The sequence below is a fragment of the Oerskovia enterophila genome (assembly GCF_044748475.1).
GTDB classification, from domain to species: Bacteria; Actinomycetota; Actinomycetes; order Actinomycetales; family Cellulomonadaceae; genus Oerskovia; species Oerskovia enterophila.
In genome coordinates, this window is record NZ_JBIVFZ010000004.1 from 209586 (window position 1) to 228954 (window position 19369).

The 19369-nt window shown below is 72.5% G+C and carries 14 protein-coding genes; 6 read left to right on the forward strand and 8 right to left on the reverse strand.

All coding sequences use genetic code 11. From position 1 onward, the window contains the following. The first annotated feature begins 47 nt into the window (after positions 1-47). The 4 genes from ACIPWA_RS14015 (at position 48) to ACIPWA_RS14030 (ending at position 8763) form a co-directional block, all read left to right on the forward strand. Positions 48-1247 (forward strand): LacI family DNA-binding transcriptional regulator, encoded by a 1200-nt coding sequence (locus ACIPWA_RS14015; protein ID WP_400291067.1) that lies wholly within the window; start codon positions 48-50, stop codon positions 1245-1247. A gap of 207 nt (positions 1248-1454) precedes the next feature. Then, positions 1455-3701 carry a glycoside hydrolase family 6 protein gene (locus ACIPWA_RS14020; protein ID WP_056652563.1) on the forward strand — a complete coding sequence of 749 codons (2247 nt, stop codon included), beginning with the start codon at positions 1455-1457 and terminating at the stop codon, positions 3699-3701. Between the two features lie 83 nt (positions 3702-3784). Then, entirely contained in the window at positions 3785-5851 is a 2067-nt protein-coding gene (locus ACIPWA_RS14025; protein ID WP_400291069.1) for a cellulase family glycosylhydrolase, read from the forward strand. Positions 5852-6036: 185 nt separating this feature from the next. Beyond that, positions 6037-8763, forward strand: coding sequence for a cellulose binding domain-containing protein (locus ACIPWA_RS14030; protein WP_400291071.1), 2727 nt, complete (start codon positions 6037-6039; stop codon positions 8761-8763). A gap of 116 nt (positions 8764-8879) precedes the next feature. On the opposite strand, the gene purD is transcribed toward ACIPWA_RS14030, so the two are convergent. The 7 genes from purD to ACIPWA_RS14065 form a co-directional block, all read right to left on the reverse strand. Further along, entirely contained in the window at positions 8880-10178 is a 1299-nt protein-coding gene (gene purD / locus ACIPWA_RS14035) for a phosphoribosylamine--glycine ligase (RefSeq protein WP_400291073.1), read from the reverse strand. 11 nt (positions 10179-10189) lie between these two features. Further along, positions 10190-10771: a signal peptidase I gene (locus ACIPWA_RS14040; RefSeq protein ID WP_400291075.1), complete on the reverse strand. Its 582-nt coding sequence runs from the start codon at positions 10769-10771 to the stop codon at positions 10190-10192. Next, positions 10768-12123 (reverse strand): RCC1 domain-containing protein, encoded by a 1356-nt coding sequence (locus tag ACIPWA_RS14045; RefSeq protein ID WP_400291077.1) that lies wholly within the window; start codon positions 12121-12123, stop codon positions 10768-10770. The genes ACIPWA_RS14040 and ACIPWA_RS14045 overlap by 4 nt, the downstream gene beginning before the upstream one ends. A 121-nt stretch (positions 12124-12244) precedes the next feature. Next, positions 12245-12964 (reverse strand): hypothetical protein, encoded by a 720-nt coding sequence (locus tag ACIPWA_RS14050; RefSeq protein WP_400291079.1) that lies wholly within the window; start codon positions 12962-12964, stop codon positions 12245-12247. 1 nt (position 12965) lies between these two features. Then, positions 12966-13505: a SipW-dependent-type signal peptide-containing protein gene (locus ACIPWA_RS14055; protein ID WP_400291081.1), complete on the reverse strand. Its 540-nt coding sequence runs from the start codon at positions 13503-13505 to the stop codon at positions 12966-12968. Between the two features lie 348 nt (positions 13506-13853). Further along, complete coding sequence (locus tag ACIPWA_RS14060; protein WP_056652581.1) at positions 13854-15140, reverse strand: adenylosuccinate synthase; 1287 nt, start codon at positions 15138-15140, stop codon at positions 13854-13856. A 367-nt stretch (positions 15141-15507) separates the two neighbouring features. Further along, positions 15508-15948, reverse strand: coding sequence for a DUF3151 domain-containing protein (locus tag ACIPWA_RS14065; protein ID WP_400291083.1), 441 nt, complete (start codon positions 15946-15948; stop codon positions 15508-15510). 69 nt (positions 15949-16017) lie between these two features. Between ACIPWA_RS14065 and ACIPWA_RS14070 the strand changes: the two genes are divergently transcribed. Beyond that, on the forward strand, positions 16018-16359 hold the full coding sequence (locus ACIPWA_RS14070; protein ID WP_056764619.1) for an STAS domain-containing protein: 342 nt from the start codon (positions 16018-16020) through the stop codon (positions 16357-16359). Between the two features lie 39 nt (positions 16360-16398). Here ACIPWA_RS14070 and ACIPWA_RS14075 read toward each other — a convergent pair whose 3' ends face one another. Continuing rightward, positions 16399-18789, reverse strand: a complete 2391-nt coding sequence (locus tag ACIPWA_RS14075) for an ATP-binding SpoIIE family protein phosphatase (RefSeq protein WP_400291085.1) — start codon at positions 18787-18789, stop codon at positions 16399-16401. 114 nt (positions 18790-18903) lie between these two features. On the opposite strand from ACIPWA_RS14075, the gene ACIPWA_RS14080 reads away from it, so the two are divergent. After that, entirely contained in the window at positions 18904-19359 is a 456-nt protein-coding gene (locus ACIPWA_RS14080; protein WP_082609009.1) for an STAS domain-containing protein, read from the forward strand. Positions 19360-19369: the final 10 nt, after the last annotated feature.

Here is a 19369-nt window from a genome sequence, read left to right on the forward strand (position 1 = left end):
CGGCCCGATCGTGCAGCACGCCCCGGCTGGGGGCATGCTGTGTGACCGTGGCCACATTCTTACGTCCGGAACGCCCGATTGCTACTGGTAGGCGCACGACCATCACCGACGTCGCCCGTGCAGCAGGGGTGTCGATCGCGGTCGTCTCGTACGCCCTCAACGGACGACCGGGGGTCTCGGACCGTACCCGGCGGCGGGTCCTCCAGGTCGCCGAGGAGCTCGGGTGGCGGCCGAGCGTGGCGGCCAGGACCCTGCGCGGCGCGGCCGGGTCGGTCGCGCTCGTCCTGGTGCGGGACGCGGTCGGCGCCGCGGCGACGGCCACGGACCTCGAGCTCTCGGACGGGCTCCGGGACGTCCTCGACGGGAGGCTCTCGCTGGCCGTGCACCTCCTGGGCTCCCCGGCCGCAGCGGCGCTCGCCATCGCGGACTGGTGGGCCGAGCAGCGGTACGACGCCGTGGTCCTCACAGGGATCCGCCGTGAGGACCCCCGGCTCGCGGCGGTCGAACGCCTGGGGGCCGTGGCGGTCCTGGTCGACCACGTCGCCCTGCCGGGCGACGCATCGGGCGACGCATCGGGCGACGCGCCGAGCAACCCGCCGCCGGCGGCCCCGCGTCCGCCCACCCCCACATCCACATCCACGCACACCGTCGCCCTGGACCCGTCGGCCGACACCAAGGTCGGCCGCTACCTCTCCGACCTCGGGCACCGCCGCGTCGCGGTGCTGGCGTCCGCGCCCGACCTCCGGTCGGGGCGCGGTGCCGCGGAGGCCGTGAGCGCCGAGGTCACGCGCCGGGGCGGGGTCGCGGTCGTCGAGTCGTGCACGACGCTCGAGGATGTCGCTTCGACCGCACGCCGGCTGCTCGCGTCCCCCGAGCGCCCGACGGCGGTCGTCACCTCGGACGACCAGGGCGCCCTGGTCGTCCTCGACGTCGCGCGCCGGGCGGGGCTCGCCGTCCCCTGGGACCTGTCGGTCGTCGCGGGCCGCGACGCACCGGTGCTGCGGCTGTCGACCCCGCCCGTGACGGCGGTCGCGCGCCCCGACCGGGCGCTCGGCCAGGAGGCCGGGCGCCGGGTGCTCCGGACTCTCGGTCGGGACGCGGCGCCCGGCCCCGGCGCCGCCCCTGCCCCCAGCACACCCCCCGGCCCCGGCGCCTCACCGGGGGGCTCGACCCCGCGCGTCGAGCCGCTGCCCGCGGTCCCGGGCGGACGGCTCGTCGTGCGCGGCACCACCTCTCCCCCGCGCTGACCGCGCACCGCCCGCCCCCTCGCGCGGGTGAACCGAGTTGTCCACCTAAACGTTTCACGACGTGCCGACGTCACCCGGTCCGTGACACGTTGCGCTCGACGCCGCACCCTGCGGCACGGGCCGGCCGGTGTCGTCCGGCCCCAGGACGAACCTCAGGAGGACCTCGTGTCACCAACCCACCATCGGCTGCGCAAGGGCGCGACAGCCATGGCCGCTGCGGCGCTCGTCGCCGCTCCGCTCGCGCTCGCACAGGTTCCGGCCGCCGCGGCCGAGGCCCGCGTCGCGAACCCGTACGCCGGGGCGACGCAGTACGTGAACCCGTACTGGTCGGACTCGGTCGAGGCCGCCGCCACGCGTGCCGACGGTGACCTGGCCGCGAAGATGCAGGCGATCTCGGGCGAGCCCACGGCCGTCTGGATGGACCGCATCAGTGCGATCGAGGGCAATGCCGACGGCCCGGGGCTGCGCTTCCACCTCGACGAGGCGCTCGCCCAGAAGGACGCGGGCGTGCCGATCGTGTTCAACCTGGTCATCTACGACCTGCCCGGCCGTGACTGCTACGCGCTCGCGTCGAACGGCGAGCTGCCCGCCACGGACGCCGGGCTCGTGCGCTACAAGAACGAGTACATCGACCCGATCGTCGACATCCTCGACGACCCCAAGTACGACTCGCTGCGCATCGCGGCGACGATCGAGCCCGACTCGCTCCCCAACCTCATCACCAACATCAGCACGCCCGACTGCCAGCAGTCCGCCCCGTACTACCGCGCGGGCGTGAAGTACGCGCTCGACGAGCTCTATACGGTCGGCAACGTCTACTCCTACATCGACGCCGCGCACGCGGGCTGGCTGGGCTGGCCGAGCAACTCGGGCCCCGCCGCCAAGCTCTTCGCCGACGTCGTGAGGTCGACGAACGCGGGCTTCGCTTCGGTCACGGGCTTCGTGACCAACACCGCGAACTCGACGCCGCTGGTCGAGCCGTTCCTCGAGGACATCCAGATCGGCGGCACGCCCATCCGGTCGTCGAGCTTCTACGAGTGGAACGCCGACTTCGACGAGGCCGACTGGACCGCGCACCTCTACGACCTCCTGGTCGCCGAGGGCTTCCCGGCCTCGATCGGCATGCTCATCGACACGTCCCGCAACGGGTGGGGCGGCGACGCCCGACCGACCGCGGTCAGCACGTCGACGAACTACAACACCTACGTCAACGAGTCCCGCGTGGACAAGCGCATCCACCGCGGCGCGTGGTGCAACCCGGCAGGCGCGGGCATCGGTGAGCGCCCGCAGGCCACGCCGTCGGGCTACCCCGAGTCGCACCTGCACGCGTTCGTGTGGGTCAAGCCTCCGGGCGAGTCCGACGGCGCCTCGACCGACATCCCGAACGACCAGGGCAAGCGGTTCGACCGCATGTGCGACCCGACGTTCGTCTCACCCAAGCTCTCCAACCAGCTGACGGGCGCGCTGGGCGGGGCCCCGCTCGCGGGCCAGTGGTTCGACGCCCAGTTCGAGATGCTCGTCGAGAACGCCTACCCGGTCATCGAGGGCGGCGGCACGACGCCCGGCGACGTGACGGCTCCCACGGCCCCGACGGGCCTCACCGCGGGCACGGCCACGGCCACCTCGGTCCCGCTCTCGTGGACGGCCTCGACCGACGCGGTCGGCGTGACGGGCTACACGATCTACCGCAACGGCGTGCAGGTCGGCACCTCGACCTCGACGAGCTTCACGGCGACGGGCCTGAGCCCCGCGACCACGTACTCCTTCACGGTCACGGCGCGCGACGCGGCGGGCAACGTCTCGACGCCGTCTGCCGCCCGGTCGGTCACGACCGCGGCGGGCCAGACGGACCTGCCGCCCTCGACGCCCACGGGTCTGACCGCGGGGACGACCACGGCGAGCACCGTCCCGCTCTCCTGGAACGCGTCGACCGACGACGTCGGCGTGGCCGGCTACGTGGTCCTGCGCAACGGAACCCAGGTCGGCACCCCGACCGGGACGTCCTTCACCGACACGGGTCTGACGGCGGGCACCACGTACTCGTACACGGTCCGGGCCAAGGACACCGCGGGCAACCTCTCGGCGGCCTCGGCCGCGGTGAGCGCGACGACCACGACGGTCGTCGTCCCGCCCCCCGGCTCGTGCACGGTCGCCTACTCGGCGAACGGCTGGGGCTCGGGCTTCACGGGCACCGTGAAGGTCACGAACACCTCGACCAGCACGGTCAACGGCTGGAGCCTGGCCTTCACGTTCCCGTCGGGCCAGACGATCACCAACTCGTGGTCGGGCCAGTTCACGCAGACCGGCGCGAACGTCACGGTGACCGGGCTCTCCTGGAACGCGAACCTCGCCCCGGGCGGGTCCGCCGAGGTCGGCTTCAACGCGAGCCACAGCGGCACGAACGGCGTGCCGGCCGTCTTCACCCTCAACGGCCAGGCCTGCACCGTCGCCTGACCTGACCGACAGCACCCGACCGGGCTGTCCGGGCCCGCACCTCGCGGCCCCGGGCAGCCCGGTCCTTCTTCCAGGAGCTTTCCATGAGTCCTCTGCAGGATCCGATCTCCCGGCCCCGCCCCCGGCGCCGGGCCGCGTACGCCGCGATCGCGGCGGGCGCGGTCCTGGTCGCGGGCGCGCTGCCGTCCGCGGCAGCCCTCGCCGGCCCGACGGCGCCGCTCACCTCGTCCTCGACGCCCACCTCGGCGTCCCTCACCCCGTCCGCGGCCGCGGACGTGTCCCTCGCCGCCGTCCCGGCCGACGACTGGCTGCACACCGACGGCTCGACCATCGTCGACGCCGCGGGCGACGAGGTCTGGCTGACCGGCGCGAACTGGTTCGGCTTCAACGCGAGCGAGCGCGTGTTCCACGGTCTGTGGTCCGGCAACCTCGAGGCGATCACGCGCTCGATGGCCGAGCGTGGCATCAACATCGTGCGCGTCCCGGTCTCGACCGAGCTGCTGCTCGAGTGGAGGGACGGGGAGACCGTCGCGTCGCCCAACGTCAACACGTTCGTGAACCCCGAGCTCGTGGGCATGGACAACAAGGAGATCTTCGACCACTGGCTCTCGCTGTGCGAGAGGTACGGGCTCAAGGTCATGATCGACCTCCACAGCGCGACCGCCGACAACTCGGGCCACGTCCACCCCCTGTGGACCCACGGCGGGTTCACGGTCGAGGACTTCTACGCGGGCTGGGAGTGGTTCGCCCAGGAGTACGCCGACGACGACACGATCGTCGCGGCCGACCTCAAGAACGAGCCGCACGGTTCGCAGTCCGAGGCCCTGCGCGCCAAGTGGGACGGGTCGAGCGACGCCGACAACTGGCGCTACGTCGCCGAGCAGGCCGCCGCACGGATCCTCGCGATCAACCCGCACCTGCTGATCCTCGTCGAGGGGGTCCAGGTCTATCCGAAGGCCGGCAAGACCTGGGCCGACCGCGGCCTCGACGACTTCCACAACACGTGGTGGGGCGGCAACCTGCGCGGCGCGGCCGACCACCCGGTCGACCTGGGTGCGCACCAGGACCAGCTCGTCTACTCGCCGCACGACTACGGGCCGCTCGTCTCGCCGCAGCCGTGGTTCGAGGGCGACGACTGGGACCGGGCCTCGCTCGAGGCCGAGGTGTGGGACCCGAGCTGGCTGTACCTGTGGAAGGAGGGCACGGCTCCGCTGCTCGTGGGCGAGTGGGGCGGGCTGCTCGACGGCGGCAAGAACGAGAAGTGGATGCGCGCGCTGCGCGACATGATGGTCGACCACCGGATCAGCCACACGTTCTGGTGCATCAACCCGAACTCGGGCGACACGGGCGGTCTGCTGAACCACGACTGGACCACGTGGGACGAGGCCAAGTACGACCTGCTCGAGCCCGCGCTGTGGAAGGAGGGCGGGAAGTTCGTCTCGCTCGACCATCAGGTGCCCCTCGGCGGGGTGGGTTCGACGACCGGGCAGTCGCTCGGCGACCTGTACGGCGACGGCGGCACCACGCCCGTCCCGGACACCCAGGCACCGACCGTGCCGGGGACCCCGAGCGCGACGGACGTGACGTCGTCGGGCGTGACGCTCGCCTGGGGCGCCTCGACCGACGACCGGGCCGTGACCGCCTACGACGTCTACCGGAACGACGCCACGGGGGCCACCAAGGTCGCCACGACGAGCACGCCGAGCGCCACCCTGACGGGGCTCTCGCCCGCGACCACCTACTCGTTCACGGTGCGGGCGCACGACGCGGCAGGCAACGTCTCGCCCGCGTCGGGCGCACGGACCGTGACCACGTCGGCCGGGCCCGTGACCCCCACGGGCCAGTGCGCCGTGACGTCCTCCACGAACGGCTGGAGCACGGGATACACCGGGTCCGTGAAGGTCACCAGCACGGGGCCCACACCCCGCAACGGGTGGACGCTGACCTTCTCGCTCCCCGCGGGGCAGCAGGTCACGAACGGCTGGTCGGGCACGTTCAGCCAGTCGGGCACGACCGTCACGGTCGTCAACGCGCCGTGGAACGGGACCCTGGCCCCTGGCGCGAGCGTCGAGGTCGGCTTCACGGCGAACGGCACGGGGGCGGGCCCGTCGGGCTTCGCGCTCGACGGCCAGGCCTGCACGAGCGCCTGAGGCGCGCCCGACGCCCACCCGACGCCCACCGTCCGGGCGGCCCGGCGACGGGCCGCCCGGACGTCCCCTAAACGTTTCACCCGGTGCCGATCGTCGAAGCGCTTCGCTAAGGTCGGCCGCGCGGGTCCGTCGGAGGGGGTGACGACGGGCCCGCCCCGACCGACCGTCACGAAGGAGTGCCACGGATGAGCTATCGACCACTGATCGCGTCCCTCGCCGGGCTCGGTCTCGCCGCCGGGCTCGGCGCGGCGGGCGCCGTCGCCGCGACCGGCGGCCTGACCCCCGCAGGACTCGCCGCGGCCCCCGCCGCGAGCGCCGCGCAGGCGTACGACTGGGGGAACGTCGAGATCGTCGGTGGCGGGTTCGTCCCCGGCATCGTCTTCAACCAGACCGAACCGGGACTCGTCTACGCCCGCACCGACATCGGGGGCGCGTACCGGCTCGACGCCGCGACGCAGCGCTGGATCCCGCTGCTCGACCACGTCGGCTGGGACGACTGGAACCACAACGGCGTCCTGAGCCTCGCGACCGACCCCGTCGACCCGGACAACGTCTACGTCGCGGTCGGCACGTACACGAACTCGTGGGACCCGAACGACGGTGCGGTCCTGCGGTCGTCGGACCGCGGCGAGACCTGGCAGAAGACGGACCTGCCGTTCAAGGTCGGGGGCAACATGCCCGGCCGCGGCATGGGCGAACGGCTCTCGGTCGACCCGCACGACAACCGGGTCCTCTACCTCGGCACCGAGGGAGGCAACGGGCTGTGGCGCAGCACCGACAAGGGCGTCACGTGGTCCGAGGTCACGGAGTTCCCCAACCCGGGCAGCTACGTGCAGGACCCCGACGACGAGAACGGCTACCTCAGCTCGAACCAGGGCGTCGTCTGGGTCACGTTCGACCCGTCGAGCTCGACGGGCACGCAGCCGACCCGGACCATCTACGTCGGGGTCGCCGACAAGGAGAACGGCGTCTACCGCTCGACCGACGCCGGGGCCACCTGGGAACGCGTCCCGGGCCAGCCCACCGGGTTCCTCCCCCACAAGGGCGTGCTCGACGCGACGGGTCGCCAGCTCTACGTCGCGACCTCGGACACGGGCGGCCCGTACGACGGAGGCAGCGGCGACGTCTGGCGGCTCGACGTCGCGACCGGCACCTGGGACCGGATCAGCCCGGTCCCGTCGAGCAGTGCGGACGCCTACTACGGGTACTCCGGCCTGACGATCGACCGGCAGGACCCCGACACCCTCATGGTCGTGAGCCAGGTCTCGTGGTGGCCGGACATCGTGATCTGGCGCAGCACCGACCGCGGTGAGACCTGGAGCCGCATCTGGGACTGGGACGGGTATCCGAACCGCACGCTCCGGTACACGCTCGACATCAGCGGAGCTCCGTGGCTCGACTTCGGCGAGCAGCCCAACCCGCCCGAGCCCAGCCCCAAGCTCGGCTGGATGACCGAGTCGTTCGAGATCGACCCGTTCGACTCCGACCGCTTCTTCTACGGCACGGGCGCGACGATCTACGGCGGGACCGACCTGACCGAGTGGGACACGGGCGGGACCGTCGACATCTCCGTCAAGGCGCAGGGCATCGAGGAGACAGCGGTCCTGGACCTCGTCGCACCTCCGGGCGGCGCCGAGCTCATCTCGGGGCTCGCCGACATCGGCGGGTTCGTCCACACCGACGTCACGCAGGTGCCGTCGGGCATGTACACCCAGCCGTACCACGGCGCGGTGCACAGCCTCGACTTCGCCGAGCTGTCGCCCTCGACCGTGGTCAGGGTCGGTCAGGGCGTCGACGGCGACGTCGAGTCGCACATCGGGATCTCCACGAGCGGCGGCTCCTCGTGGTGGGCCGGGCAGGAGCCGGCCGGGGTGACCGGCGCCGGCACGGTCGCGGTGGCCGCGGACGGCGGACGCATCGTGTGGAGCCCGGCCGGCACCGGGGTGCACGTCTCGACGACGCTCGGGTCGGGCTGGACCGCGTCGACCGGGATCCCGGCAGGCGCCCGCGTCGAGTCCGACCGCGTGAACCCGCAGGTCTTCTACGGCTACGCGGCCGGGACCTTCTACCGCAGCACCGACGGCGGGGCATCGTTCACCGCGTCGACCGCGGCCGGCCTGCCCGCGGACGGGAACGTACGGTTCGCGGCGGTCCCCGGTCACGAGGGAGACGTATGGCTCGCGGGCGGCGCGACCGACAAGACCTACGGCATGTGGCGCTCGACCGACAAGGGAGCGACGTTCACCCGCGTCTCCGCGGTCGACGAGGGCGACGCCGTCGGGTTCGGCAAGGCTGCTCCCGGGAACAGCTACCCCGCCGTCTACACGTCGTCGAAGATCGACGGCGTCCGAGGCCTGTTCCGCTCGGACGACGCGGGGGCCACGTGGGTCCGCATCAACGACGACGAGCACCAGTGGGCCTGGACGGGCAGCACGATCACGGGTGACCCCGACGTGTACGGCCGGGTCTTCGTCGGGACCAACGGGCGAGGGATCGTCGTGGGCGACCTCACGGGCACGGCCCCCGAGCCGACCGAGCAGCCCACCGAACAGCCCACCGGACAGCCGACGGAGCAGCCCACCGAACAGCCCGGCACGGGTGCCTGCACCGCGCAGTACGCGGTCACCGGTTCCTGGCCCGGGGGCTTCCAGGGGTCGCTCACGGTGAAGAACACCGCGACGACGCCCGTGACGGGCTGGTCGGCCGGCTGGACGTTCGCGAGCGGCGAGCAGGTCACCCAGGGCTGGGGCGGCACGCTGACGCAGAGCGGTGCGACCGTCTCCGTCGCGGCACCGGCCTGGTCGACGACCCTCGCCCCGGGGGGGAGCGCGACGGTCGGCTTCATCGCGTCGGGCACGGCCGGGACCCCGACGAGCATCACGCTCGGCGGGAAGGCCTGCTCGACCTCCTGACCGGGGGCGCCTGCGGCCTGCGGCCGAGGCGCCCCCATGGACCGGGCCCCGTCGGACGGGCCGGGGACGGCGAGGGCTCGCGAGCAACAGCTCGCGGGCCCTCGTCGAGCACGGGCTCAGCGCTGCTCGCGCGCGGCCTTCTCGGCGATGTCGGTGCGGTGGTGCGAACCGGGCAGGACGATCTTGTCGACGCCTGCGTAGACACGGCGGCGGGCCTCCAGGAGGTCCTGGCCCCGCGCGACGACCGACAGCACGCGCCCACCGGCGCTGCGCAGCACGTCCTCGTCGTCGAGCGCGGTGCCCGCGTGCAGGACGTGCACGCCCTCGAGGGACTCGGCCCCGGAGACCCCGGTGATGGCGTCCCCGCTGCGGACCGCTGCCGGGTAGCCGTTCGCGGCGACGACGACGGTCACAGCCGCGTCGTCCGACCAGCGCAGCCGCGGGAAGTCCGCGAGCTCGCCGCGGGCCGCTGCGCGCAGCACCGCGGACAGCGGCGTGACGAGCCGCGAGAGGACGACCTGGGTCTCCGGGTCACCGAAGCGGGCGTTGAACTCGACCACGCGCGTGCCGCGGCTCGTGAGCGCGAGGCCCACGTAGAGGACTCCGGCGAACGGAGTGCCGCGGCGGGCCATCTCGTCGATCGTGGGCTGCGCGACCCGGGTCACGACCTCCTCGGTCAGGCCCGCGGGAGCCCAGGGCAGCGGGCTGTAGGCACCCATGCCGCCCGTGTTGGGGCCCGCGTCGCCGTCGAACGCGCGCTTGAAGTCCTGCGCGGGGGCGAGGGGGACGACGCTCGTGCCGTCCGACAGGCAGAAGAGCGAGACCTCGGGTCCGTCGAGGTACTCCTCGATCACGACCACGGGGTCGCCCGCGCCGGGGCGGGGCGTCGCGAAGCAGGCCTGCGCGTGCTCGAGCGCCTCCTGGCGGTCGTCGGTCACGACGACGCCCTTGCCCGCGGCGAGCCCGTCGTCCTTGACCACGTAGGGCGCACCGAACGCGTCGAGCGCGTCGGCGACCTGGTCGATGTCGGTGCACACGTGCGCGAGCGCGGTGGGGACCGACGCTGCGGCCATGACGTCCTTGGCGAACGCCTTGGAGCCCTCGAGCGCGGCGGCCTCGGCGCTAGGGCCGAAGCAGTCGATGCCGGCCGCCCGCACGGCGTCCGCGACACCGGCGACGAGCGGCGCCTCCGGGCCGATCACGACCAGTTCTGCTCCCAGCTCGACCGCGAGCGCCGCGACGGCCTCGCCGTCGACCGCGCTGACCGCGTGGAGCGTCGCGAGCTCTCCGATCCCCGGGTTCCCCGGGGCGGCGTGCAGCTCGTGCGCCTCCGCGCCCGTGGCGACGGACTCCTGGGCGAAGGAGTGGACGATGGCGTGCTCGCGGGCACCCGAACCGATGACGAGGATCTTCACGGGAACGCAGTCTACCGATCGGTGCGCGGTGGGCCCGGGGCGTCCACGTCGTCGGGCACCGGTCCCGCTGCGGGACCGTCCGGCATCGGCTCGTCGTCGGGTTCGTGACGCTTCTTCGAGGAGGGCATGAGCGCGAACCCGACGAGTGCGCACGCCGCGACGACGACGGGGATGCCGACCGCGGGCCGACGCAGGGTCTCGATGGCGTCGCGGGCCCCCGGTATCCGGACGAGCGGCACCAGGGCGTCGCCGACGACGTACTGCTCGGGGTCGTCGACGGAGTTGTTGTCCCCACGGAGCGTGAGGGTCCGCTCGTCGCCAGGTCCGCCCTCGATCGCGACGACACGGTGCGTCACCAGGACGCCGTCACGGGTGAAGACGCTCACGACGTCACCGACCTCGAGGCTCGACGCCGGGACGCGGCGCGCGACGATCGCGTCACCCACCTCGTAGGTCGGCACCATCGATCCGGAGATGACGACCATGGTCTGCAGCCGTCCCGTCTGGATGCCGAGGAACAGCAGCAGACCGAGCACCCCGGCGACGGCGGCGACCGTCAGGAACGCGTCGCCGATCCGCTTGAGGCACCTCACGAGGCCCATCCCGACCAGGTCGGGCTCATCATGACCGGGCGGTACGACTGGACCGTGCTGCCCGTCCCGAGCTGCCCCGAGGTGTTGAGGCCCCAGCAGTAGAGCATGCCGTCCGTCGCGGCCCCGCAGCCGTGCGTCGCGTCGACGTCGACCGTCCGGAACCGCGCACCGTCCGTGACGGCATTCATGTTGCCGCGGTCGACCTCGGTCGGCCGGTTGACGATGGCGTTCCAGGTGACGTTGGTGCCGGTCTGGCCCGCGGAGTTGTTCCCCCAGCAGTACGCGATGCCGGTCGACTTCATGGCGCACGTCGTCCCGTCGCCCAGGTCGACCGACACGACGGGCGTCCCGGCGAGCTCGCCGCCCTGGACCGTCGCGACGGGGACCGTCGAGCTTCCGCCGGTGCTCCCCGTGCCGAGCTGGCCCCAGGTGTTGTCGCCCCAGCAGAACGGCGCCTGGACGACCTCCCAGGTCGTGGTCCTGCCGATCACGCAACTGGACTTGCCGCCGACCGAGATGTCGAGGATCTCCGCTCCCTGGAGCACGCCGCTCGTCACGACCGCCACGGGGGTCGGGCTGGGGGTGGTCGTCCCGTCGCCCAGCTGCCCGACGTCGTTCGCACCCCAGCAGTACGGCGCCCCGTCGGCCAGGAGGCACCCGAGGCCGGCACCGATCGCGATGTCGGTCACGGTCGCCCCGGCCGGCATGGCCCCACCGGAGATCTCGACCGGGGCCGAGGAGGTCCCTGCGGGCCCCAGCGTGTCGCCCCAGCAGTACCCCTTGCCGCCCGCGACCGCGCACGAGCCGGTTGCTCCGAGCTCGAGCTCGGTCACCGGACCGACGGCGTTCCCGGGCGGGATCGCCACCGGCTCGGTGTAGAAGGCCGCACCGCCGACGCCGATCTGCCCGCTCGAGTTGTCGCCCCAGCAGTACACCGAGCCCTCGGCGAACGCGCACGTGTGCTTGTCGCCGGCGTCGAGGAACGTGACCTCCTTGCCCGAGAGCAGCCCTCCGACCGGTCCCACGAGGACGTCCGAGGACGCCGTGGTGCCCGTCCCCAGCTGGCCGCGGTCGTTGGCCCCCGTGCACCAGACCTCGCCGCCCTCGACGAGCGCGCACGAGTGGTAGTCGCCCGCGACCACGTCGACAGCGGCGGAGATCGACGCCGTGGTCACGCGGCCGTCGGCGAAGACCGAGTCGACCCACGCCGCCGAGGTCGGACGCGACTGCCCTGCGCTCCACAGGGTGACTCCGACCAGGAGCAGGAGCGCCAGCACGGCGGCCACCCGTGCCGCGGCACGGACTGGGGCGAGCCGCCGGACGCCGGGCCGCGGGGACGGTCGATCGATCACGGGTGACTCCTCTCCTGGTCGTCGTGCGAGCGGGGCGCACCGCCCTGCGTGTCGAAGCACCTGCCGCGCAGGTGGCGCGGAGGTCGTGAGCCGTGGAGTGCGCCTGTCTCTCCGCTGCGCCTCACGGCCCGACCGGCTGCCCGGTCGTCGCGCCGGGTTCAGGATGTCTCCTGCGGCGCAGGAGCGCTGCCCCGACGCCGATCGCAGCACCTGCGAGCGCCGCGACCGACCACACGGCGGCGCCCGTCGCCGCGAGCGGTCCACCAGGCCCTCCGGGACCGGAGGGGTCGGTGGTGCCCCCGCCCCCGCCCCCGCCCCCGGCCGTGGTCTCCCCCTGCAGCGCGAGGTCGTACCGGACGGTGCCCGTTGCGCCGCCGGGAGCGTCGTCGTCGAGCGTCACGAGGACGCGGAGCGACGTGGTCGCTCCCGCGGGCAGGACGACGTCCTGCGCGGCGGGCCCGGACTGCGGCCCGCGCCAGCCGTCGACGAGTCGGACGGCGCCGCTCGGGCACTCGTCACCCCGCCAGGGACTCGTGCACGCGTCGATCGAGGTACTGAGCGAGCCTCCCAGGTCACCGGTCGTCGTGACGCGGACGTCGACGACCACCCCGTCCGACGCGTGGGTCGAGACGAGGTCGACGACGGTGGAGCGGGTCTGCCCCGGGGACATGCCGTCGAGGGAGAACGACAAGGGCTGGGGGCTCACCTCCCCGGCCGCCACCACGGTGGGTGCCTCGACGGCGACGGCAGCACCGGTCCCCGGGAGGAGTCCGGCGCTGCCGAGCGCACCGAGCGTCGCCACCCCCACGACGGCGCGAGCCGTGCGTGAGGTTCGGGTCATGTCAGGGAGTCACGACCTCGGTGCCCGTGACCTGGATCGTGAAGTCGGCCGTCTGGCCCTGGAGCGCGGCGTTGTCGGCGGCGCTCGAACCGGCAGGGATCGTGAGCGTGTAGGTCACGGTGATCGCGACCTGGGCGTCCGGCGCGAGGTTCGCCGCCGCGGCGGGGTCCGCGTACGCGGCCGTGACGGCGAGCGCGCCCTCGAGCTCGGGGCTGGTGCTCGTGACCTCGACGACCGGGGCCGCGAGGTTGGCGGGGTTCGTCGAGTCGGTGTCGTTCTTGACGTAGACCGTCTTGGTGACGGGCGTTCCCGGGGAGAGGTTCTCGACCGTCGGGATGGTCAGCTCGATGTTCGTCCCGTCGTCGGACTCGAGCCAGGTCGTCCCGTCGAGCGAGCCCACGAGGTTGAACTTCGAGGACGTCACGTCGCCCTGGAACCAGACGTTGTCGCTCCAGAGCGCGCTGGTCGCGGCGACGCCCACGCCGAGGACGACGAGTCCGGCGAGCCCGACCTTGATCTTGCGGCTACGAGATTCCTGCATGTCACACACCCGTTTCTGTCGGTCAGGGTGCGAACGGCCAGAACGCCGACGCTCGCCCTGAAGATTCCTTGCGGTCCCCCCAAGAAGCGCCGTTGCTGGACTTTCTTGGTACGCCTATACCATATCGACCATCCTTGACGGAATCGAGGATGAAACCTGACCCTTTCACGCAGGTTGTCGGAATCTTCCGGCATGTTCGACGCACGTCACAGCACCAAAACATAAAAACGGACGCAACGGACGCTCGATACGAGATCGAGAATCCGCTACGTCCGTTTCTACCGTCAGACGTTCGTCAACGCACCTGGAACCTTCCGTCCGGTCGGGAACAGGTGCGGTACCGGCGTCTCAGTGCAGCAGGTCGTGCAGCGGGATGATCGCGTCGCGCGACGGCCCCACGCCGATCGCCGAGACCCGCGCACCCGAGAGCTCCTCGAGCGAACGCACGTACGCCTGGGCGTTGGCCGGCAGGTCCTCGAAGGTCCGGCAGCCGGAGATGTCCTCGGTCCAGCCGTCGAACTCGGTGTAGATCGGCTTGGCGTGGTGGAACGCCGTCTGGTCGGTGGGCATCTCGTCGTACCGGACGCCGTCGACGTCGTAGGCGACGCACACGGGGATCTTGGGGATGCCCGTGAGGATGTCGAGCTTGGTCACGACCAGGTCCGTGATCCCGTTGATGCGGCTCGAGTAGCGCGCGATCACCGAGTCGTACCAGCCGCAGCGGCGCGCGCGGCCCGTGGTCACGCCGAACTCGCCACCCGTCTTGAGCAGGTACTCGCCCATCTCGTCGAAGAGCTCGGTGGGGAACGGGCCCTCGCCCACACGGGTCGTGTAAGCCTTGATGACGCCGATCACCGACGAGATCTTGGTGGGTCCGACACCCGAGCCCGTCACCGCGCCACCAGCCGTCGCGTTCGACGACGTCACGAACGGGTAGGTGCCGTGGTCGACGTCGAGCATCGTGGCCTGCCCGCCCTCGAAGAGGACGTTCTTGCCCGCGTCGAGCGCCTGGTTGAGGATCAGCGAGGTGTCCGCGACCATCGGCTTGACGCGCTCCGCGTACGCGAGGAGCTCCTCGACGGTCTCGTCGACCGTGATGGCGCGGCGGTTGTAGACCTTGACCAGCAGGTGGTTCTTCTGGTCGAGCGACCCCTCGATCTTCTCGGCCAGGATCTTCTCGTCGAACAGGTCCCACATGCGGATCCCGACACGGTTGATCTTGTCGGCGTACGCCGGCCCGATCCCGCGCCCGGTCGTCCCGATGCGGCGCTTGCCGAGGAACCGCTCGCTCACCTTGTCCATGGTGCGGTGGTACCCGGTGATGACGTGCGCGCTCCCGGACACCAGGAGACGCGAGACGTCCACACCGCGCGAGATCAGGTCGTCGAGCTCCTGGAAGAGCACCTCGATGTCGACGACCACGCCGTTCGCGATGACGGGGGTCACGCCCGGCGACAGGATGCCGGAGGGCAGCAGGTGCAGGGCGTACTTCTCGTCCCCGATGACGACCGTGTGCCCGGCGTTGTTGCCGCCGTTGAACTTGACCACGTAGTCGACCCGCGAACCGAGGAGGTCGGTCGCCTTGCCCTTGCCTTCGTCGCCCCACTGGGCACCGATGAGCACCACGCCTGGCATGGATTCCCCACTTTCAGACTGCCTGTTCCTCGGACCGGGTCACGGACCAGCACCGACCGGCACGTACAGGGGACGGGCCGGCCGGCGAACGGCGGCACGCACTGACGACGGGGTCGATGCGTGTCGTGTCTCACCGGCGGGTCCTCTGCGGGCCCGAGGCACGTCCGGGCGGCAGTCACCCGGAAGCCGGGACGAGTTTACCTGTCCTTGCCCTGGACGGCTCCCCTGGTCCACCAGGTGCGCTCCAGGTGTCCGACGGCGCCGCTCCCGCCCCGGGCGCGGGTGCGGGTCGCGCCCCGAGTGCGCCGTGCATGCCGGGCGCGCCGGGCGTCGAGCAGCACCGTCGGCCTGCGGCGTGCTGCGCGCGTCAGGCGACGAGCGCGGAGACCTCGTCGACCGAGGTACCCGAGTCGACCAGGAACTGGGCGCAACGGTCGGCCTCGTCGGTCTCACCGATGAGCGCGGCGGCGCGGTGCAGCGCGAGTAGCGCCCGCAGGAACCCCTGGTTGGGCTCGTGGTCGGCCGGGATCGGCCCCTGGCCGCGCCACCCTGCCCGCCTCAGCGCGTCGAGGCCCCGGTGGTACCCGGTGCGCGCGAACGCGTACGCGGTCACCGGGGCGTGCTCTCCCCCGTCGCGCAGCGTCGCTTCGGCGAGGAGCGCCCAGAGCAGCGAGGACGAGGGGTGGGTGGCCGCGAGCCCGAACGGCTCGTCGCCGCGCGCGAGGCCGGCGACGACGTCCGGCTCGGCGGGCAGACGCACCGGAGCCGGTCCGTCGAGGAGGTTGGGGCGCACTGGTGTGGTCGACATCCGTCGATTCTCGCAGGCCCCTGACGAGCGCATGTGCAACGAGCGGCGCACCCGCCTAGAGTCAGGACCATGATCGAGATCTCGACCTCCCCCGCGACGACCACTCTCGTCATCGCCGGGGACCTCGATCTCGCCGAACGGGACCAGTTCCCCGAGATCGCGGCCCGCGTCGTCGGGCTGCGACGCCAGCTCCTGGTGATCGACATGTGCCGGGTGACGTTCATGGACTCCACGGGCGCAGCGTTCCTCATCTCGCTCGCCGACTCGGGACGCAAGCGCGGCGGTGCGACGGTCCTGCGCGGGTGCGACGACCGGGACCTGTTCGTCCTCGAGGTGTGCGGCGCGCTCGACCTCTTCCGGATCGACGTCGACCACCGCTGCGACCCGCCCGCCGGGGCCGGCGCGTCCTGACCGAGCCGTTCCTCGACCGACGACCCGCCTGACCGCCCCTCAGTCCCGGGCGCTCGCCGACCTGTCCGGGCGTTCCCCGAGCGGGCGCAACCGCGCCCACACGAGCTTGCCCGAGCCCGCCGGACGCCAGCCCCAGTCCGCGAGGCGCTCGACGATCTGCATCCCGAACCCGCCCATCCGGTGCGCGTGCCCGTCGGTCGAGACGGGCGGCGCAGGGTTGGAGTCCTCGACCTCGACGCGCAGGCCGTCGCCCGTGTCGAACAGCCGCAGCGCGAGGTGACCCCAGCCGTGCAGGACCCCGTTGGCGACGAGCTCGGAGACCACGAGCTCGGCGTTGGCGCTGTCACCCAGGTCCCAGGCCTGGCACGTGCGCAGTACGGCATGACGGGCGCGCCCGATCGACGCGGGCTCGCTCGGGAGGAGCCAGCGACGGCTCCGCGGGCTCAGGGCCGAGGTGACGGGGTCCGAGACCGGGTCCGGGATCCGCACGACCACGAGGGCCACGTCGTCCTCGGGGGCGTCCGCGAGGCGGGAGAGGAGCTCTTCGCCGATGCCGGCCGAGTCGATGGCCGTGATCGACCGGGTCGCCTCCACGAGGGCGTCGAGCCCGACACGCAGCGCGCGGTCGCGCCGCTCGATCAGCCCGTCCGTGTAGAAGAGCAGGACGTCGCCGGGTTCGAGCTCGACGCGCCCCGTCGCCCGGGTGCCGGTACCGAACCCGACGAGCGAGCCGCCCGCCTCGTTGAGCTGCGTCACCGCACCACCCCGGAGCAGCAGGGGCGGGAGGTGCCCCGCCCGCGAGTACTCGATCGCCCAGGTCTTCGCGTCGTCGCCCTCGTCGGCTGCGCCGTCGGTCGTGGCCGTCGTCGCCGCCGTGGTGGCCTCCAGGACCGTCGTGCTCTCCTCGAACGCCTCGGGGTCGAGCTCGGGCGAACGCGCGTCAGGCCGAGCCGGAGGACGGTGCGTGAGCGCCGCGTACACGAGGCTCGCGGACCGCGGGATGCGCATCCCGACGACGAGCTGGTCGACGCGCTCGAGCACGGGCCCCGGGGTCGTGAGCTCGTACGCGTACGAACGGACCACCGACCGCAGCTGCCCCATCGCGGCCGCGGCCTCGACGTCGTGGCCCACGACGTCCCCGATCACCAGGCCGACGACGTCGGGGGAGATCTGCAGGACGTCGTACCAGTCGCCGCCGACCTGCGCGTGCTCGGAGTTGGGCGCGTAGTACGTCCACACGTCGAGCCCCGTGACGTCCGCCTGCTCGGGCAGCATGGCGCGCTGGAGGGTCTCGGCCAGCCGGTGCTCGCGGGCGTACAGGCGCACGTTGTCGATCGCGAGGCCCGCCCGCCGGGCGAGCGCACGCAGGACCGCCTGCGTGCCCGACGCGTCGGGGGCCGTCGTCACCGAGGCGGGCAGCCCGCTCGTGGCGAGCAGCCCCAGGACGCGGCGGCGGCCGGCGATCGCGTGGAGCAGGACGGCGCTGGGCGCATCGGCGTTCGACGAGGTGCGCTGCCGCACGTCCCGGCTCAGCCAGCTCGACGCGGACCACTGCGGGTAGTCGGCCGTCAGGTCCAGGCGGACCGGGCCGTCGATCCGGCCGTCGAGCAGGTCCTGCACCGTGTCCTGCAGGTCGATCACGGTGCCGGGCACGAGGCCCGCGGGACCCGTGGCGTCCCCGAGAGCGTCCGTGAGCCCCATGGCCCCCTCGACGACGCCCGCCCCGTCCGCGATGTAGCGGCCGTGACGTTGCCCACGGCCGCTCGGCGGGGTCGTCGTGTCGATGCCCTCGGCGTAGCGCAGCCCGTCGTCGTTCATGTAGAAACCTGCCCACCCGACGAGCGCCCCCTCGAGGACGTCGCAGATCTCGCGCAGCGCGAGCGGGTAGTCGAGGTCGTTGAGCAGGTCCGAGGTCTCGGTGATGATCGCGAGGCTGACGCGCTCCCGGCGCTCGAGCTCGAGCGACGCGAGCTGGGCCGCAGACCGGTCGATGTGCTCGGAGACGTCGATCATCATGCCGATCCAGTGGGCGACCTCGCCGTCGGCCTCGTCGACCGGGGACAGGGAGACCTGCGTCCACAACGACGCGCCGTCGTGCCGGTCGCTGCGGACCGTGCGCGCGACGTCGCGCCCCTCCTCGACCGCGGCGCGGAACAGGTCCGCCTCGGCGGGGTCCGCGAGGAGCTCGGCGAGGAAGCGCGGGCTGCGGCTCAGGACCTCGTCGGCCGTGAACCCCGTGAGCCGGCAGAAAGCGTCGTTGACCCAGATCATCGGCATGCCCTGGGACCGGCTGCCCAGCAGGAAGGACGCGACCCCGGAGCGTTGCGCGGCGCGCGCGAAGAGCTCCGGTCCGCCTGCCGGCAGGGAGGCCCCGGCCGCGCGCGGACCATGTGCCCAGGAGCCCAGCCCGAGGCTCGACGAGCCGACCATTCCCACCTCCGACCGAGATTGCCGTGAGCGCGTTACTGTCCCGAGTGGACATTCAACCGTAGATTGGTGATCTCCGAGACCTGTGCGGGTCCGGTCCACGCTGGGAGGAGCAACGTGCGCGACGGTAACACCACGGTTGGTAGCGAGCCTGACGACCCCGCGACCGGGTCGAGCAACGTCGTGACGGAGCAGTCCGACCCTGCGAGCGTTCACGTCATCGTCGGGGCGACACGCGCCCGCATCGTGCTGTCGGGCGAGATCGACGCCGATCTGGGCCCGGACCTGCTGGACGCGACCGCGGACGCCGAGGCCACGGGCCTCCCCGTCGAGATCGACGCGCACCACGTGACCTTCATGGACTCCTCGGGCGTGGCGTTCCTCGCGCGGCTCGCGACACGCGGGCCGCACCGTGTCCGGGTGCTGCGCGCTCCCCCGACCGTCCGCTTCCTGCTCGAGGTCACGCGCATCGGGGACATGCTCGACATCGTCGACGAGGACCCCGGCTTCGACCTGCCCGACGGCGTCACTCACCTCAACGGGAGCCGTCGCCTCCCGCGCAGCGACCGCTGAGGCCGACCGC

What these genes read in the sequence shown, in the direction of transcription:
- ACIPWA_RS14065 (WP_400291083.1), bottom strand. Translation starts at nt 15,948, where the DNA reads ATGTCGACCACACCAGTGCGCCCCAACCTCCTCGACGGACCGGCTCCG.
- ACIPWA_RS14055 (WP_400291081.1), bottom strand. Translation starts at nt 13,505, where the DNA reads ATGCAGGAATCTCGTAGCCGCAAGATCAAGGTCGGGCTCGCCGGACTC.
- ACIPWA_RS14075 (WP_400291085.1), bottom strand. Translation starts at nt 18,789, where the DNA reads ATGGTCGGCTCGTCGAGCCTCGGGCTGGGCTCCTGGGCACATGGTCCG.
- ACIPWA_RS14060 (WP_056652581.1), bottom strand. Translation starts at nt 15,140, where the DNA reads ATGCCAGGCGTGGTGCTCATCGGTGCCCAGTGGGGCGACGAAGGCAAG.
- ACIPWA_RS14050 (WP_400291079.1), bottom strand. Translation starts at nt 12,964, where the DNA reads ATGACCCGAACCTCACGCACGGCTCGCGCCGTCGTGGGGGTGGCGACG.
- ACIPWA_RS14030 (WP_400291071.1), top strand. Translation starts at nt 6,037, where the DNA reads ATGAGCTATCGACCACTGATCGCGTCCCTCGCCGGGCTCGGTCTCGCC.
- ACIPWA_RS14020 (WP_056652563.1), top strand. Translation starts at nt 1,455, where the DNA reads ATGGCCGCTGCGGCGCTCGTCGCCGCTCCGCTCGCGCTCGCACAGGTT.
- ACIPWA_RS14070 (WP_056764619.1), top strand. Translation starts at nt 16,018, where the DNA reads ATGATCGAGATCTCGACCTCCCCCGCGACGACCACTCTCGTCATCGCC.
- ACIPWA_RS14025 (WP_400291069.1), top strand. Translation starts at nt 3,785, where the DNA reads ATGAGTCCTCTGCAGGATCCGATCTCCCGGCCCCGCCCCCGGCGCCGG.